Source organism: Rhodoplanes sp. SY1, from assembly GCF_046000175.1.
GTDB lineage: Bacteria > Pseudomonadota > Alphaproteobacteria > Rhizobiales > Xanthobacteraceae > Rhodoplanes.
This window is the reverse complement of sequence record NZ_JBEOMB010000038.1, coordinates 1-14,342: the sequence shown is the minus strand read 5'-3', so window position 1 is coordinate 14,342 and position 14,342 is coordinate 1. Positions and strand designations below refer to the sequence as shown.

13 protein-coding genes and 1 pseudogene are annotated in these 14,342 nt (G+C 71.4%); 9 read left to right on the top strand and 5 right to left on the bottom strand.

Annotated elements, in window-relative coordinates; all coding sequences use genetic code 11:
- Positions 1–96: 96 nt before the first annotated feature.
- The gene (locus ABTU92_RS11040; RefSeq protein ID WP_408090508.1) at positions 97–1,905 is read right to left on the bottom strand and encodes a glucan ABC transporter ATP-binding protein/ permease; all 1,809 of its coding nucleotides are present in this window, start codon (positions 1,903–1,905) and stop codon (positions 97–99) included.
- A gap of 370 nt (positions 1,906–2,275) precedes the next feature.
- Here ABTU92_RS11040 and ABTU92_RS11035 point away from each other — a divergent pair, with 370 nt between their 5' ends.
- The 8 genes and pseudogenes from ABTU92_RS11035 (at position 2,276) to ABTU92_RS11000 (ending at position 9,518) form a co-directional block, all read left to right on the top strand.
- Positions 2,276–3,019 carry an Asp/Glu racemase gene (locus tag ABTU92_RS11035; protein ID WP_408090506.1) on the top strand — a complete coding sequence of 248 codons (744 nt, stop codon included), beginning with the start codon at positions 2,276–2,278 and terminating at the stop codon, positions 3,017–3,019.
- 10 nt (positions 3,020–3,029) lie between these two features.
- Positions 3,030–3,116: pseudogene (locus ABTU92_RS11030) on the top strand (FAD-dependent monooxygenase); the annotation flags it as partial.
- 7 nt (positions 3,117–3,123) lie between these two features.
- Positions 3,124–4,224 (top strand): FAD-dependent oxidoreductase, encoded by a 1,101-nt coding sequence (locus ABTU92_RS11025; protein WP_408090504.1) that lies wholly within the window; start codon positions 3,124–3,126, stop codon positions 4,222–4,224.
- A 120-nt stretch (positions 4,225–4,344) separates the two neighbouring features.
- Positions 4,345–5,331 carry a Bug family tripartite tricarboxylate transporter substrate binding protein gene (locus ABTU92_RS11020; protein ID WP_408090502.1) on the top strand — a complete coding sequence of 329 codons (987 nt, stop codon included), beginning with the start codon at positions 4,345–4,347 and terminating at the stop codon, positions 5,329–5,331.
- A 116-nt stretch (positions 5,332–5,447) separates the two neighbouring features.
- On the top strand, positions 5,448–7,169 hold the full coding sequence (locus tag ABTU92_RS11015; protein ID WP_408090500.1) for an ATP-binding protein: 1,722 nt from the start codon (positions 5,448–5,450) through the stop codon (positions 7,167–7,169).
- A gap of 7 nt (positions 7,170–7,176) precedes the next feature.
- Positions 7,177–7,794 (top strand): response regulator transcription factor, encoded by a 618-nt coding sequence (locus ABTU92_RS11010; RefSeq protein ID WP_408090498.1) that lies wholly within the window; start codon positions 7,177–7,179, stop codon positions 7,792–7,794.
- 258 nt (positions 7,795–8,052) lie between these two features.
- A complete protein-coding gene (locus ABTU92_RS11005; protein ID WP_408090496.1) occupies positions 8,053–8,397 on the top strand; it encodes a hypothetical protein in 345 nt (114 codons plus the stop codon).
- Between the two features lie 425 nt (positions 8,398–8,822).
- A complete protein-coding gene (locus ABTU92_RS11000; RefSeq protein WP_408090494.1) occupies positions 8,823–9,518 on the top strand; it encodes a TerC family protein in 696 nt (231 codons plus the stop codon).
- 5 nt (positions 9,519–9,523) lie between these two features.
- Here ABTU92_RS11000 and ABTU92_RS10995 read toward each other — a convergent pair whose 3' ends face one another.
- From ABTU92_RS10995 to ABTU92_RS10980, 4 genes are all read right to left on the bottom strand, one after another.
- Positions 9,524–10,132, bottom strand: coding sequence for a DUF2478 domain-containing protein (locus ABTU92_RS10995; RefSeq protein WP_408090492.1), 609 nt, complete (start codon positions 10,130–10,132; stop codon positions 9,524–9,526).
- Positions 10,133–10,228: 96 nt separating this feature from the next.
- Positions 10,229–10,897, bottom strand: a complete 669-nt coding sequence (locus ABTU92_RS10990; RefSeq protein WP_408090490.1) for a TetR/AcrR family transcriptional regulator — start codon at positions 10,895–10,897, stop codon at positions 10,229–10,231.
- Positions 10,898–11,017: 120 nt separating this feature from the next.
- Entirely contained in the window at positions 11,018–12,406 is a 1,389-nt protein-coding gene (locus ABTU92_RS10985; protein ID WP_408090488.1) for an ABC1 kinase family protein, read from the bottom strand.
- 232 nt (positions 12,407–12,638) lie between these two features.
- Positions 12,639–13,793 (bottom strand): alpha/beta fold hydrolase, encoded by a 1,155-nt coding sequence (locus ABTU92_RS10980; RefSeq protein ID WP_408090486.1) that lies wholly within the window; start codon positions 13,791–13,793, stop codon positions 12,639–12,641.
- A gap of 299 nt (positions 13,794–14,092) precedes the next feature.
- On the opposite strand from ABTU92_RS10980, the gene ABTU92_RS10975 reads away from it, so the two are divergent.
- The gene (locus ABTU92_RS10975; protein WP_408090484.1) at positions 14,093–14,281 is read left to right on the top strand and encodes a hypothetical protein; all 189 of its coding nucleotides are present in this window, start codon (positions 14,093–14,095) and stop codon (positions 14,279–14,281) included.
- Positions 14,282–14,342 lie beyond the last annotated feature (61 nt).

Sequence of the window (14,342 nt, the reverse complement as noted above, 5' to 3'; positions counted from 1 at the left end):
CCTGCGTTCCCTCCCCCCTTGTGGGGGAGGGACAGGGAGGGGGGTGAGCCCGGAACACCGCCCTATCTGTCATGAATTCCAACAGAGCAATCCCGCTCACCCCGGCAGCCCCGAAGCGGCCGCGGCGGCATCGCCCTGGGCGGCGGTGCCGGGGCCGGCGGCGATGAACTGATCACGGGCGAGCTCGGCGAAGCGGCCGCCCTTCGCCATCAGCTCGTCGAAGGTGCCCTGCTCGATCACCCGTCCGTGCTCGAACATGAGAATGCGGTCGGCGCGCCGCACCGTCGCGAGCCGGTGGGCGATCACGAAGGTCGTGCGCCCCTTCATCACCTCGTCGAGCGCCGCCATCAGCCGGGTCTCGGTGCGCGCGTCGAGCGCCGAGGTCGGCTCGTCGAGGATCAGGATCGGCGGCTCCTTGAGGAGCGCGCGGGCGATCGAGAGCCGCTGGCGCTCGCCGCCCGACAGGCTGCGGCCGCGCTCGCCGACACGGGCGTCGAAGCCCTCCGGCGTGCGGGCGATGAACTCCATCGCCTGCGCCCGCTCGGCGGCGAGCCTCAGCTCGGCCTCGGTCGCATCCGGCTTGCCGATGCGCAGGTTCTCGGCGATCGAGCGGTTGAACATCAGCCCTTCCTGGAAGACGACGCCGATGTTCCGCCGCAGGCCCGCGAGCTTCATCGTCTTGATGTCGATGCCGTCGATGCGGATCGTGCCCGACTGCGGGTCGAAAGCGCGGTGCAAAAGCGCCAGCGCCGTCGTCTTGCCGGCGCCCGTGGTGCCGACGAACGCGATCGTCTCGCCCGGCTTCGCCGTCACGGTGAGATCGGCGACGGCGGGCCGCTTGCCGTCGTAGGAGAACGACACGCCGTCGAACTCGACCAGCCCCGACAGGCGGCCCGGATCGATCGCGCCCGCACGGTCGCGGATCGCCGGCTCGGCGTCGAACACCTCGAAGAACTCGGCGAGCCGCGGCGCCTCGGCGAAGACCCGGTTGACGAACCACACGGCGTCCTGCAGCCGCGCGATCAGCATGGTGGCGAAGCCCATGAAGGTGACGATCTCGCCGACCGAAGCGAGGCCGTGGATGTTGAGCCAGGTGCCGAGCAGCACGATCGCCAGCATGGTGAGGGTCGTCGACGCCCGCGTCAGCACCGCCACCACGGCCCACCAGGACAGCACCGGAATCTGCGCCGCGAGCAGCCGGTCGATGACGGTCTTCAGCCCCGTCACCTCGGCGTCGACGCGGGCGAAGGAATGCACCAGCGCGACGTTGCCGAGCGTGTCCGAGGCGCGCTCGGCGAGCTCCGAATAGTTGCTCTCGACGAGGCGCTGAAGCGTCTCGGTCTTGCGCATCACGAAGGCGGTGAGCACCGCGAAGACGACGCACAGCACGACGAGCAGCAGCGCGAGCCGCCAGTTGAGGACCAGGGCGAGCGGCAGCAGCACGAAGAACGACACGAAGGCCGCGAGATTGTCGCGGAAGAAGGCGAGCCACAGGCCCCACAGCGCGTCGGTGCCCTGCAGCATCACCTTCATCAGCCGGCCCGAATGGGTCGAGCCGTGAAAGGCGAGCGGTTGCTCGAGCACGCGCTCGAAATAGTCGGCCAGCACGGCCTGGCGCTGCTGATGGGCGAGCCGGTCGGCATAGAGCGCGGTCAGCGTGCCGCAGACGATGCTGAACAGGCCGAAGGCGGCCCACGCCGCCAGGAGCCCGGTCAGCGTCGACCAGGAGAAGCCGGCGCCGGGCGCGGCCGCCTTCGACAGCGTGTCGACGACGCGGCCGAACAGCACCGGCTCGGCGAACTGGGCGGCGGCGAGCGCCAGGTTGGCGAGCGCCAGCGTCCAGGCGAGGCGCTTCACCGGCGCGAGCAGCGCCAGCGCACGCAGATAGAGACGGAACACGCTCATGCGGACCTGTCGTGGAATCGGGCGACGGTGGCCCGTTATAGCAGGTCCTTTCGGGCCGGAACGTGGTGGGTGGCGCCGCGTGGTCCGCTCGTCCCCGCGAAGGCGGGGACCCAGGGGCGGCACGGCGCGCCGCCGCTCATGCCCGCCTTCGCGGGGATGAGCGGAGTATGAGAGCCGCCGCCGCACGCGCCCCTCGCCGCAGCGCAAGATGGCGTCACCGCAATGCACAGTCGTTGGGCAAATTCGCGAGCTGCCTTCGCAAACGGCGAAATCAGCATGACCGAGATTGGCATTCCCGCCCGTCGCGGCCGGTTCGTAGCATGTGATCACGTCGGCCGGACCGCACGGCCCAAGGACAAAGGCGCATCGCGTGGACGCACTCGGCTATCGCAAGAAGATCGGCATCGTCGTGCCTTCGACCAACACGGTGGTCGGTCCGGAATGCGAGGCGCTGCGGCCACGCGGCGTCACCAACCATGTCGGTCGCCTCACGCTGGAGAACAAGCCGATCGAGGCGAGCGACGCCGGCTTCCTGGCGCATGTCCAGCGCATGCGCGACGGCATCTTCCCGGCGATCGACCAGGTGATGACCTGCGCGCCCGACCACGTGATCATGGCTGTCGCGATAGAAGCGTTCACCGGCGGCGTTTCCGGTGCCGCGGCCTTGCAGAACGACTTGGAAAAGCGCGCCGGCGTCGGCGTCTCGATGGGCTCGACCGCGGCGACGGCGGCGCTCACGGCCTTCGGGGCGAAGCGCATCGCCGTCCTCACCCCGCACCAGCCGAAGGGCGACGAGACGGTCGCGGGCTATCTGACCGAGGCCGGCTTCGACGTCGTGCGCATCGTCGGCCTGCGCTGCGCCTCGCCCTTCGCCATCGCGCAGGTGCAGCCCGACACGCTGCGCAAGGTGCTGCGCGAGATCGACGGCGACGACATCGACGCCATCCTGCAGGTCGGCACGAACCTTGCGAACGGCACCGTCGCGGCCGAGGCGGAGCGCTGGCTCGGCAAGCCGGTGCTGGCCATGAACGTCGTCACCTACTGGGACGCGCTGCGCCGCAGCGGCATCGACGATCGGCTCTACGGCTTCGGCCGGGTGCTGGAAGAGTTCTGAGGGGTTGCGGATGATGCAGGATCGCGTCGTCGTCGTCGGAGCAGGGCCGACCGGGCTGACGGCGGCGCTGTTCCTGGCGCGCGCCGGCGTGCCGGTGACGGTGCTTGGAGGCGCGCCACGAGATCTACGAGGATCCGCGCGCCGCGACGTTCCACCCGCCGACGCTGGAGATGTATGCCGACACCGGCGTCACGGCCGAGCTGCATGCCCGCGGCATCCTCTGCCCGCAATGGCAGTTCCGCGGCCGCGACGAGGGGCTGGTCGCCGAGTTCGACCTCGGCTTGCTCGCCGACGTGACGCCCTACCCGTACCGGCTCCAGTGCGAGCAGCACAAGCTGGTCGCCATCCTGACCGACCGGCTCGCCTCGTTTCGCGACGTCGACATCCGCTACGGCGTGCCGGCCGCGACCGTGACGCAGGACGCCTCTGGCGCCGACGTGATCCTGGAGAACGGCGAGGCGGTGCGCGGCGCCTATGTGATCGGCGCCGACGGCGGCCGCAGCGTGGTGCGCAAGTCGCAGGAGATCGACTTCGAGGGCTTCACGTATCAGGAGCGGTTCCTGGTCGTCACCACGACCTTCGACTTCGCCCGGCGCGGCTTCGCCTATTCCTGCTACGTGTCGGATCCGCGCGAGTGGTGCGCCCTGTTCAAGGTGCCGGGCGAGGGTCCGCCAGGCCTGTGGCGCGTCGTCTTCCCCACGCCGCCCGAGGCGGCGGCCGAGGATCTCTTGGATCACGTCGGTGCCGAAGCCAGGGTGCGCGGCTTTCTCGTCACCGACGAGCCCATAAAGATCGTCCACACCAATCTCTACACGGTCCACCAGCGGGTCGCGGCGACCTACCGGCGCGGTCGCGTGCTGCTCTCCGGCGATGCCGCCCATGTCAACAATCCGCTCGGCGGCATGGGCATGAACTTCGGCATCCACGACGCCGTCAGCCTCGCCGGCACGCTGGTGCGCGTGCTCGGCGGCGCGCCCGACGATCTGCTCGATCGCTACGACCGGCAGCGCCGCCATGTCGCCAACGCGTTCCTGCAGGCGATGACCATCCAGAACAAGCGCGTGCTCGAGGAGAAGAATCCGGCGGTGCGCGAGGAGCGCCTGCGCGAGCTGCGCGACACCGCCGCGGACCCCGCCAAGGCCCGCCCGTTTCTCATGCGAACGGCGATGATCGAGGGGCTGCGGGCCGCAGCCGCCGTCGACTGAACGCCGTCGCGCCCCAAGGGACGACACCCCCTTCGAGGAGGACTTTCACGAGGGTCGATCGCAACTGACGGGACCGGGACCCGCCGCGCGCGAGAGCACAAGGTCGGAGCGGAGCGAGACATGACGACACGACGTGCGCTGCTGAAGTCGCTGGCGGCCGGGGCCATGGTGGCCGGGGCCGGAACCATGGGCCTGCCGCTGTCGGCACGGGCGAGCGGCTGGCCGGACCGGCCGGTCCGCATCCTGGTGCCGTTCGCGGCCGGCGGAAACACCGACGGCATCGCCCGTCTGCTCGCCGCCCATCTGAGCGATCGGCTCGGCCAGCAGTTCGTGGTCGAGAACCGCACCGGCGCCGGCGGCACCATCGCGGCCGAGGCGACGGCGCGCTCGCCCGCCGACGGCTACACCCTGATGGTCGCGGCCGTCGCCCAGATGGCCGTGTTCCCGGCGATCAAGAAGACCAACTACGACCCGCTGACCGATTTCGCCGCCGTCAGCAACGTCGCCAGCAACCCGTTCTGCCTCGTCGTCCACCCGTCCTTCCCGGCCACGACGCTGCCCGAGCTCGTCGCCTATGTGAAGGAGCGCCCCGGCAAGGTCGTCTACGCGTCCGGCGGCAACGGCAGCATCAGCCATCTCACCATGGCGCTGTTCGTCAAGCGGGCCGGCCTCGAGATGATGCACACGCCCTATCGGGGCGGCGCCCCGGCCGTCGCCGACGTGATCGCCGGCCACGTGCCGATGTATTTCGGCAATCTCTCGGAGGCGCTGCCGCATGCCGGCGGGGCGCTGCGGCCGATCGCCGTGTCGGGCGCCACCCGGGCCGCCAAGTTGCCCGCCGTGCCGACCGTCGCCGAGCAGGGCTATCCGGGCTTCAAGACCGACACCTGGAACGGCCTGACCGCGCCGGCCGGCACGCCGAAGGAGATCGTCGACCTGCTCGCCCGCGAGGTGAAGGCGGCCCTGAAGGAGAAGAAGACGCTGGAGCAGCTCGACAGCTTCGGGGTCGACCCGATCGGCTCCACGCCGGACGAGTTCAAGGCGACCATCGCGGCCGACCTCGCCCTGTGGCGCGAGGCCGTCAAGGACGCCAACGTCTCGCTGTAGGCGTCCTCGCGCGGACCCGCGGTCGCGTCGCTCCGCGCGGCCGCGCCGGGGCCTTCGAAAGCGCAACCGAAACGAGGGTTTCCGAGGCCCGGCGGGCGTGCTTTGAATACGCCCCCATGAGGACACCCGGCGAGCCCGAGACCGCATCCGCGCCGAACGAGTCGTCGTCGCGCGCCGCCGCGGCGGCGCGGCTCGTGCCGGCGGGTCTCGCGGCTCTCGGCGTCTATGTCGCGCTGGAGTGGCTCGGCTTCATCCACGAGGTGAAAGGCCTGCCGGCCACACCCTGGAATCCCGGTCTCGGCGTGGTGTTCGCGCTCGTCGCCCTGGACGGCCCGCTGGCCGCCGCGGTGCTGTTCGCCGGCATCGTGCTGGCCGAGATCCTGGTCGTCGACACGGTGCTGTCCTGGCCGCTGGTGCTCGCCGTCGCGGCGATCGAGACTGGCTGCTACGCGGCCGCCGGCCTGCTGGCGCTGCGCGCCTTCCGCATCGACCCGCGGCTCGGCCATCTGCGCGACGTGCTCCTGCTGCTCGCCGCCGGGCTCGCCGGCGCCTGCATCGTCGCCGTGCTGCTCACCGTGCTGCTGATCGCCTTCGGCGATCTCGGGCTGCGCGACGTGCTCGCCGCCACGGTGCCGCTGCTGGTCGGCGACATCATCGGCATCGCCGTGATCACGCCGCTGGTGCTCCGCCTCGCCGCCGCCTGGCGGGCGGGCGAGCTGGCGTTCGCCCCGGCGCTCGCGCTCGAAGCGGCCTCGACCGCCGCCGTGATCGGCGCCTGCCTATGGCTGGTCACGGCGAGCCCGGGCCCGGAAGGCTTCAAGTATTTCCATCTGCTCGCGCTGCCCGTCGTGACGGCGGCGGTGCGGCACGGGCTCGACGGCGCCTGCCTGGCGCTCGCCGGCGTGCAGCTCGGGCTGGTCGCGCTCCTGCATCTGCACGGCCACGACATCCGCGCCTTCACCGAGTATCAGGCCCTGATGCTGGTGCTCACCGCCACCGGCCTCGTGGTCGGCGTGGTGGTGAGCGAGCGGCGCGCGGCCGAGCGCCTCGCCCGCGCCGCCGAACGCCGCGCCAAGGCGCGCGAGGCCGAGGCCGCGCAGGCCGGGCGCTTCCACCTGGTCTCCAGCATGGCCTCGGCGCTCGCCCACGAGATCACCCAGCCGATGACGGCGGCGCGCGCGCTGGCCCGCGCCGCCCAGCACATCCTGCAGACGCCGGGCGGCGACCTCGCCCGCGCCGAGACGAATCTCGCCACCGTGATCGCCCAGATCGACCATGCCGGCGCCGTCATCCGTCGCACCCGCGACCTCCTGCGCCGCGGCGCGCCGGTGCGCGATCCGATCGCGATCGCCACCCTCGTCGACGACGTCCTGGCCATCGCGGCCGCCGACCCGCACGCCCATGGCGTGGCCTTCGTCACCGACGTTCCGGCCGGCCTGCCGGACGTGACGGGCGATCGCGTCCAGCTCCAGCAGGTGCTTCTCAACCTGGTGCGCAACGCCGTCGAGGCGATCGCAGCGGCCCGCGTGCCGAACGGCCGGGTGTCGATCGCCGCGGCGCGCCCGGCCGCGACGTCCGGCGACGCACCGCCCGACGCTGCGCTGCCCGGCATCGAGATCACGGTGTCCGACAACGGCCCCGGCGTCTCCGACGATCTCGTCGAGACGTTGTTCGAGCCGCTCGTCACCTCGAAGCCGGAGGGGCTCGGTCTCGGGCTCGCCATGTGCGCGGCGATCGTCGAGCAGCACGGCGGCCGCATCGCGCTCGTCTCGGGCGCCCCCGGCGCGACCACGTTCCGCGTCACTCTGCCGATCGAAGGATCCGCGTCCCGCCCATGATTCGCACATGACCCGCACCGCCACCATCTTCGTGATCGACGACCAGGAGTCCGTCCGCCACTCGCTCGGCGAGCTGCTCGGCGTGTTCGGCTTCGCGGTCGAGACCTTCGCGTCCGCCGACGAGTTCCTGGCGACGCTCGAGCCCGGCCGCATCGGCGTCATCGTCGCCGACGTGAAGATGCCCGGCACCGACGGCATCGCGCTGGTGCGCGAGCTCGCGCGGCGGGCGATCCGTCTGCCGGTCGTCCTGATCTCGGGCCACGCCGACGTCGCCATGGCGGTCGCCGCCATCAAGGCCGGGGCCGACGACTTCATCGAGAAGCCGATCGACGACACCGCGCTGGTCGCCGCCATCAACCGGGCGCTCGCCCGCACCTTCGAGGAGTTCGCGGCGCAACGGGCCAAGGAATCGCTCGCCGTCCGGTTCGGCCGGCTGACCCCGCGCCAGGTCGAGATCTTCGATCTCGTGGTGGAGGGCTACACCAGTCACGCCATCGCGGCGAAGCTCGCCATCAGCACCCGCACGGTCGAGAGCTACCGGGCCGAGATCATGGACAAGATGGAGGCCGAGAGCGTCGCCGTGCTGGTCCGCCAGGCGATCCGTCTCGGCCGGCTGGCGCCGTGAGCGGCGTTGCTTGCGAACGATCGAGTGCGGCGTCATTCCGGGGCGCCGCGTAGCGGCGAACCCGGAATCCAGCGGCAGGTTCCGAGCTCGCGGCTGGATTCCGGGTCCGGTGCTGCGCACCGGCCCGGAATGACGGGGCCCGTAGATCTACGCCCCCGGCGATGCGGATTTTCGCCGGTCGAAGGGCTGCCTAACTCTATATGCACGGTGGCGCCTGCCGTCCTTGGGGCGCCCCTCTCGCGTCACGAGGAGGGCCCGATGTCGCTTCTCCATCCATCCTACGATCACGCTCCGCTCCGCCGCGAAGGCTCCGGTCCGCACATGTTCGGGGTCTACTCGCTCGCCGCGGTGCTGCTCGTCGTGCTGGCCGCCCGTCTGGTGCCGAGCACGCTGGCGCTGCCGGCGCTCAGCCTCGCCGCGCTCGCCGCCGCCGGGCTGTTCGCGCTCGTCGCGACGCTGCGGAACGAGCCGCGCAGCGGCGGCGTTACGAGCTGGGATGTGGCCGGCGTGCTCGCCCTGGTGGGCTTCTCGGCCGCCATGCTGAGCGAGGCCGAGCATGTCGTGTCGGCCTTCGGCCACACGCTGGTCGCGATGGCGCACTGACGTGGGCTTTGGTGATGGATCGTCGGATGATCTCTCGGTCGTTCCGGGCCGGCGCGCAGCGCCGAACCCTGGCTCCAGCCGAGACGTTGTGAGATTTCCGCTCGAGTCCGGGTTTGCGGCTCGGCCGCGCCCGGAATGACGGCGTGCTGATCGTGTAAGTTGGTAAGAGTCTACGGGCGTCGATCCGGTTGCGGATCGCGTCCCGGCCGGTCCGGGCCCCTCTGGCAGCGTCCTGCTGCGATGTCGGACTGGAAGTCCCTTGGGAGTGGCCCGGTGCTGTTCGTCCTGTTCTTCGGCGCAGATCCGCGTCGCGGTGAGCCGTTCTCGCCGCGGCGTAGCTGTGCTCCGACGGCGTTGCTTCAGGTCCTCTCCCGCCCGAAACCGGGCGCCCCGCGCGGGCGCATCAGCAGCAGGAGAGAGTTTGGATGTGGGAGACCCTCAGCACCGAGTTCCTGACGAGCAGCGCGCTCACCGCGCTGGCCCAGGTCGTGATGATCGACCTGGTGCTGGCCGGCGACAACGCCATCGTCATCGGCCTCGCCGCCGCCGGCCTTCCGCGTGAGCAGCGGGCGCGCGCCATCCTGCTCGGCATCGGCGCGGCGACGCTGCTGCGCATCGGCTTCGCGGCGGTCACGACCCAGCTCCTGCAGATCGTCGGGCTCTTGCTGGCCGGCGGCCTCCTCCTCCTGTGGGTGTCCTGGAAGATGTGGCGCGAGCTTCGCGCCCAGCACGTCGTGGCGAGCGACGCCTCCGGGCGCGTGGACGACGTCCGCATCAATTCCGACGGCACGCTGACCGCGGTGACGCGGCAAAAGACCTTCGCCCAGGCGGCCTGGCAGATCGTCGTCGCCGACATCTCGATGTCGCTCGACAACGTGCTGGCGGTCGCCGGCGCGGCGCGCGAGCATCCCTGGGTGCTGGTCTTCGGCCTCGGCCTGTCGATCGCCCTGATGGGCATCGCGGCGAACTACATCGCCGCGCTGCTGCAGCGGCATCGCTGGGTGGCCTATGTGGGCCTCGCCGTGATCCTCTACGTGTCGCTGGAGATGATCTGGCGCGGCGGCCACGAGGTCTGGCCGATCGTCGGCACGTATCTCGGCATGTCGCCGGCGGCGGGCTGACGCCGTCACTCCGCGACGGCCCGCTCCGGTGCGCGCCCGGCGACGGCCCGGGCGCGCGGCTGGCCCGCCCACCAGGCGTCGAGCGCGTCCGCGTCGGCCGCGACCGTGACGGACAGCGGCCCGGCGAAGGCCGACCAGGCGGCGGCGAGCGCCGGGGCCACCGCGGTGACGACCGGCAGGTCCGCCGCGATGGCGTCCTGGAACGCCTCCACGAGGCCGTGCCGGTCGACCTCCACCTTGCCGAACTTGGACAGGATCACGAGGTCGGCGCCGGCCGCGATCGCCGCCTGCACGAGGCCGCAGGCTTCGGCGAGGCCGCCCGGATCGAGATTGCAGGCGGTCGACTCGCGGCCGAGATTCTGGCTGATCGAGATGCGGCGGCCGTCGCCGAGATCGCGCAGGAACAGTCCCCCGCAGGGGCCGTCGCCGCAGTCGGCCTCCTCGACGACGCCGATCACCCGGACACCCTCGGCGATGCGCCGCCGCGCGAAGGCGGCCATCACGGCCTGGATCTCCGCCCCGCTGGCGCCCGACAGCGCCGCGACCGGGGCCGGCGGCTCGTTCGCCGCGCCGTTCCGGGCCGTCCCGCCGGACTCCGGGAGGTCGCTCGTCATGCCCGCCATCCTGTCACCGGCCCTGACATCGACCCATCCTATATCGCACGAGGAACAGCTTCAAGGCATCGCCCCGGTGTCGGCCGGCCCCCGGCCTCACATCCGCGGCGGCCGCCGCGGCCCCGGCCGGCCGGGCTTCGGCGATCCCGGGCCGCGGGCGCCGTCGACGAACAGGCGAATTCCGCGCCGCAGCCGCTCGAGCTTCTTGGGTGTCATGCGGCCGTCCTCGAGGCCGAGCACGACGAAGCGGCGCGGTCCGAGAACCGTCGCCTGCAGAAAGTGCTGGGCCGCGAACACGCAGTCGTCGAGGGCGAGCTCACCGCGGGCGACCGCCTGCTCGAGGATCTTGCAGACCGCCCCGATCGAGCGGGCGCCGGCGAAGTCGTAGAGGATCCGGGCGAGTTCCGGGAACCGCCCGACCTGGGCCGTGACCATGCGGTCGAGCGCGACCGCTTCGGGTGTTGTGCTGATCCGCAGAAGCTCGATCGCCACCCGCTCGAGCAGCTGCTCGATCGGCGCGCCGTTCGCCGGGACCGCATCCAGGCTGGGAAAGTTCCGCTCCGCCAGGCGGATCACCACGGCGGCGAACAGATCGGCCTTGCTGCCGAACTGGGCGTAGAAGGCGCGCTTCGAGACCCGCGCCTTGGCGACCACGGTGTCGATGCCGGTACGCTCGTAGCCGATGCCGAGGAACAGCGTGGTGGCGACGTCGATGATGCGGTCGGTCGCCTTGCTCGACGGGGCCGGCTCCGCAGGAGCGACCACGCGGTCCCGCGCGGGGGCGGACCTCTTGGATGGCGACATCACACCGGCTCACGGTTCGAGACAGGCCGTTCCTTTAAAGGAGTGGCGCCACGATGCAAGACGGCGGGTTAGGTTAATACCCTAACCCGTACTAGCGGGGGTCGGCAGTCCCGCCTCGGTCAGCGCCCGGCGCTGACGCTCCGCCACCTGGGCGACCGAGAAATGCTCGATCGCCTCGTTGAACAGCCGGTGATAGTTCAGCCGGGAATCGAGATGCAGGAAGACACCGCCGAGCCCGATGGCGGCGCGGTCCATGAACACGAACTCCTGCGGGATCGTCACCGGCCCCTTCTCCTTGAGGGCGCGATGCACCGTGAAGGCCTCGCGGCGGCCGTACTCGGAGGGCTTCACGCCGTCCGCGATGGTGCGCACGCGATCCTCCATCACGGGCCCGAAGATGAACCGCGCCCAGATGTTGAGGATGTCGATCAGCTCCTTGGTGAGCCCGCGGAAGCCCCACGCCTCGTAGGCTTTGACGATCAGCTCGCGGTCGTTCGCCAGCAGGCCGTGATAGAGGTCGACGACGCCCGCGACGAAGCGCGGCGGGAAGATGCGGATGCAGCCGTAGTCGAGCAGGTTGATGCCGGCCGGCACGCCGTCGGCCAGGAACGCCGTGTAGTTGCCGAGATGCGGGTCGCCGTGGATGACGCCGAAACGGCTGAACGGCAGCCACCAGGCGCGATAGAGCGCCTCGGCGAGGCGGTTGCGGCTCTCGATGTCGGCGGTCTTGTAGGCGAGCAGGCGCTGGCCCTCGAGCCAGTCGAGGGTGAGGAGCCGCTTGGTCGACAGCGCCGGCCAGACGCCCGGCACCTTCACGGTCGGCACGTCGGCCAGGACGGTCTGGTAGAGCCGGACGTGCTTCGCCTCGCGCTCGTAGTCGAGCTCCTCGCGCACCCGCGCCGCGATCTCCTTGGCGATCTCGCTGGTGTCGATCGCTGCGTCCATGCGCCGGTGCAGGGCGAACAGCCAGCCGAGCTGCTGGAGATCCGCCTCCACGGCCGACTGCATGTCGGGATACTGGAGCTTGCAGGCGAGGCGCGCGCCGTCGTGCGCGGTCGCCCGGTGGACCTGGCCGAGCGAGGCGGCCGCCGCCGGCTTGTGCTCGAAGTCGGCGAACCGCTCCTGCCAGTCCGGCCCGAGCTCGGCCTGCATGCGGCGCTTGACGAAGGCCCAGCCCATCGGCGGCGCCTCGCTCTGCAGCTTGGCGAGCTCCTCGGCGTATTCGGGCGGCAGCAGGTCCGGCACCGTGGCCATCAGCTGCGCCACCTTCATGATCGGCCCCTTGAGGCTGCCGAGCGCGGCGGCGAGATCGGCCGCGCCGGTCTCGCGATCGTGGCTGCCGCTCAGAAGGCGCGTCGCCGCGAGCCGCGCCGCGACGCCGCCGACATTGGCGCCGACCCGGGCGTAACGCCGGGCCCGGGCGGAGAAACGGTTCTTTTCGAGATCGTTGGTCTTGTCGAGATCGCTCATGACACCCATTCGGCCGGAGTGTCCGATATAGGGAGGCCGACAGGCAAGCGCCACCGGAAGCCCGCGACAGTGTGAACGCGGGGTCACGTGGTTGATCGTGGGCAAACCGGATCGTTTGAACAACGCGGTGGTCATTCCGGGGCAGCGCACTCGGGTCGGCGCTTCGCGCCGCCCGAGCACAGGCTCCGCGCCGAACCCGGAATGACCGCAAACTGATCGAGCGGAAATGGGCTCAGGCGGCGCGCTCGCGCTCCGCGGCGGCCGTGGGCCGATCGAGCCAGGCAACGACCGCCGGCCACGTCTCGGCGAGCGTCCGCCGGCCCATGAACAGGCCGAGATGGGTCGCGGGCGCCTCCAACGTGGCGAGATCGGCCGGTGCGGTGCCGAGCGCCTTTGCCGCGGCGAGCACCGGGGCGGTGCCGACCACGCTGTCGTCGCGCCCGGCGAGCAGCAGCACGGGCAGGCGCACCGACGCGAGGTCGATGCGCCGGCCGAGCGCCGTGAAGGCGCCGCGCACCAGCCGGTTCTCCTTGTAGAGCCACTCGACGGTCTGAAGATAGAACGGCCCCGGCAGGTCGACGGTCCAGTCGTACCACTCGCAGAACCGCCGCAGCAGCGGCTCCTCGTCGGGCTCGGGCGCGAGGCCCGGATTCGGCGCCGGAAGCTGCAGCTCGTGGCAGATCGCCTCCGGCGTGGTCGGCGCCGTGCCCCACAGGCCGAGCATGAGCTGGCCGAGCAGCCGGCCGTCGCCGAACCGTAAAAGCTCGGCGAACTGCGACAGGGGCGTCGCCGCGGCGACACGCGCCAGCCCGGAGTCGCCGGCGGCGAGATCGAGCGGCGCGCCGGCGACCACCAGCCGCCGCACCTTGTTCGGGAACCGCGCCGCGAACAGGAGCGCCATCCAGCCACCCTGGCAGACCCCGATCAGGTCGACCGGCCGGTCGAAGCCGTCGATCGCGACGGCGAGGTCGGCGAGCAGCGTGTCGATGGTGAACAGCCGCATGCTCGGCGTCGCGGAGCGCCAGGCGACGAGGTGCAGGTCGCGCCGGCCGCAGGCGAGCAGCGTCTCGATCAGGCTGTGGCCGGGGGCGAAGTCGGCGACCGTCGCGCCGTGCAGCGCATAGGGCCCGCAGACGACGGTCGGCGGCGGCGCGGGTCCGGCGGCGGCCGGCGGCGCCACGGAAAAGTCGAGCAATGTCAGCGACGGCAGCGTCAGCGCCGTGCGATGCGGGGTGGTCCAGGACGGGCGGGCGAGCGGTGGGCGCAGACCCTCGTCGGTCGCCGCCCGGCGGGCGATCTCGTGCAGGAAGGCGACGGTCGCCTCGCTGGCCGACACGGCCGCCAGCATCGGCCACAGCAGCGCGGAGGGGAATGACGGACCCGGCATGGACGTCCCCCTGTTACCGACGGCCCCGCCGGGATCGCGCAGCGAACCTGCCGCGACCGCGACACCGTGACAGACAGGGACGTGGGGGTCCGAACCGCGGCCACCAAGTCCGGGGCACGCGCAAAAAGGGTACGCCTTCCCGGCGCGCGCGACAAGGACGCTGGCGCCCTGGACGGTCGAGACCGGCGCGGAGGGGTCGCCCACCGGACCATTCGCCCCCGGATGGGGCCCGCGTTCGCCCGGATGCCTTGGCCCGCCGAACCGGTTATGCTCGATCCGTGTTCAGGAGCGGAGACCGCATGCCCTACATCATCACCGGACACGACACCGCCGGCGCCCTCACCCTCAAGCGCGAGACCCCGGCCGCCGCCATCAAGAAGGCGGACGAGCTGATGGGCGAAGGCGTCACCGAGGTCGAGATCACCGACCAGGACGGCCGCCACTACAGCGTCGCCGAATTCGCCGAGCGCCACACCGCGCAGGCGTGAAGGGCAGCGTCCCGCCGACGGGCCAGAGTGCTCGAATAACGCTGGCTCGGCACCCCCTCAC

Coding starts and splice junctions, on each gene's coding strand:
- ABTU92_RS11005 (WP_408090496.1), top strand. CDS start 8,053: ATGTCGCTTCTCCATCCATCCTACGATCACGCTCCGCTCCGCCGCGAA.
- ABTU92_RS10980 (WP_408090486.1), bottom strand. CDS start 13,793: ATGCCGGGTCCGTCATTCCCCTCCGCGCTGCTGTGGCCGATGCTGGCG.
- ABTU92_RS11000 (WP_408090494.1), top strand. CDS start 8,823: ATGTGGGAGACCCTCAGCACCGAGTTCCTGACGAGCAGCGCGCTCACC.
- ABTU92_RS11010 (WP_408090498.1), top strand. CDS start 7,177: ATGACCCGCACCGCCACCATCTTCGTGATCGACGACCAGGAGTCCGTC.
- ABTU92_RS10995 (WP_408090492.1), bottom strand. CDS start 10,132: ATGACGAGCGACCTCCCGGAGTCCGGCGGGACGGCCCGGAACGGCGCG.
- ABTU92_RS11015 (WP_408090500.1), top strand. CDS start 5,448: ATGAGGACACCCGGCGAGCCCGAGACCGCATCCGCGCCGAACGAGTCG.
- ABTU92_RS11020 (WP_408090502.1), top strand. CDS start 4,345: ATGACGACACGACGTGCGCTGCTGAAGTCGCTGGCGGCCGGGGCCATG.
- ABTU92_RS11040 (WP_408090508.1), bottom strand. CDS start 1,905: ATGAGCGTGTTCCGTCTCTATCTGCGTGCGCTGGCGCTGCTCGCGCCG.
- ABTU92_RS10975 (WP_408090484.1), top strand. CDS start 14,093: ATGCCCTACATCATCACCGGACACGACACCGCCGGCGCCCTCACCCTC.
- ABTU92_RS10985 (WP_408090488.1), bottom strand. CDS start 12,406: ATGAGCGATCTCGACAAGACCAACGATCTCGAAAAGAACCGTTTCTCC.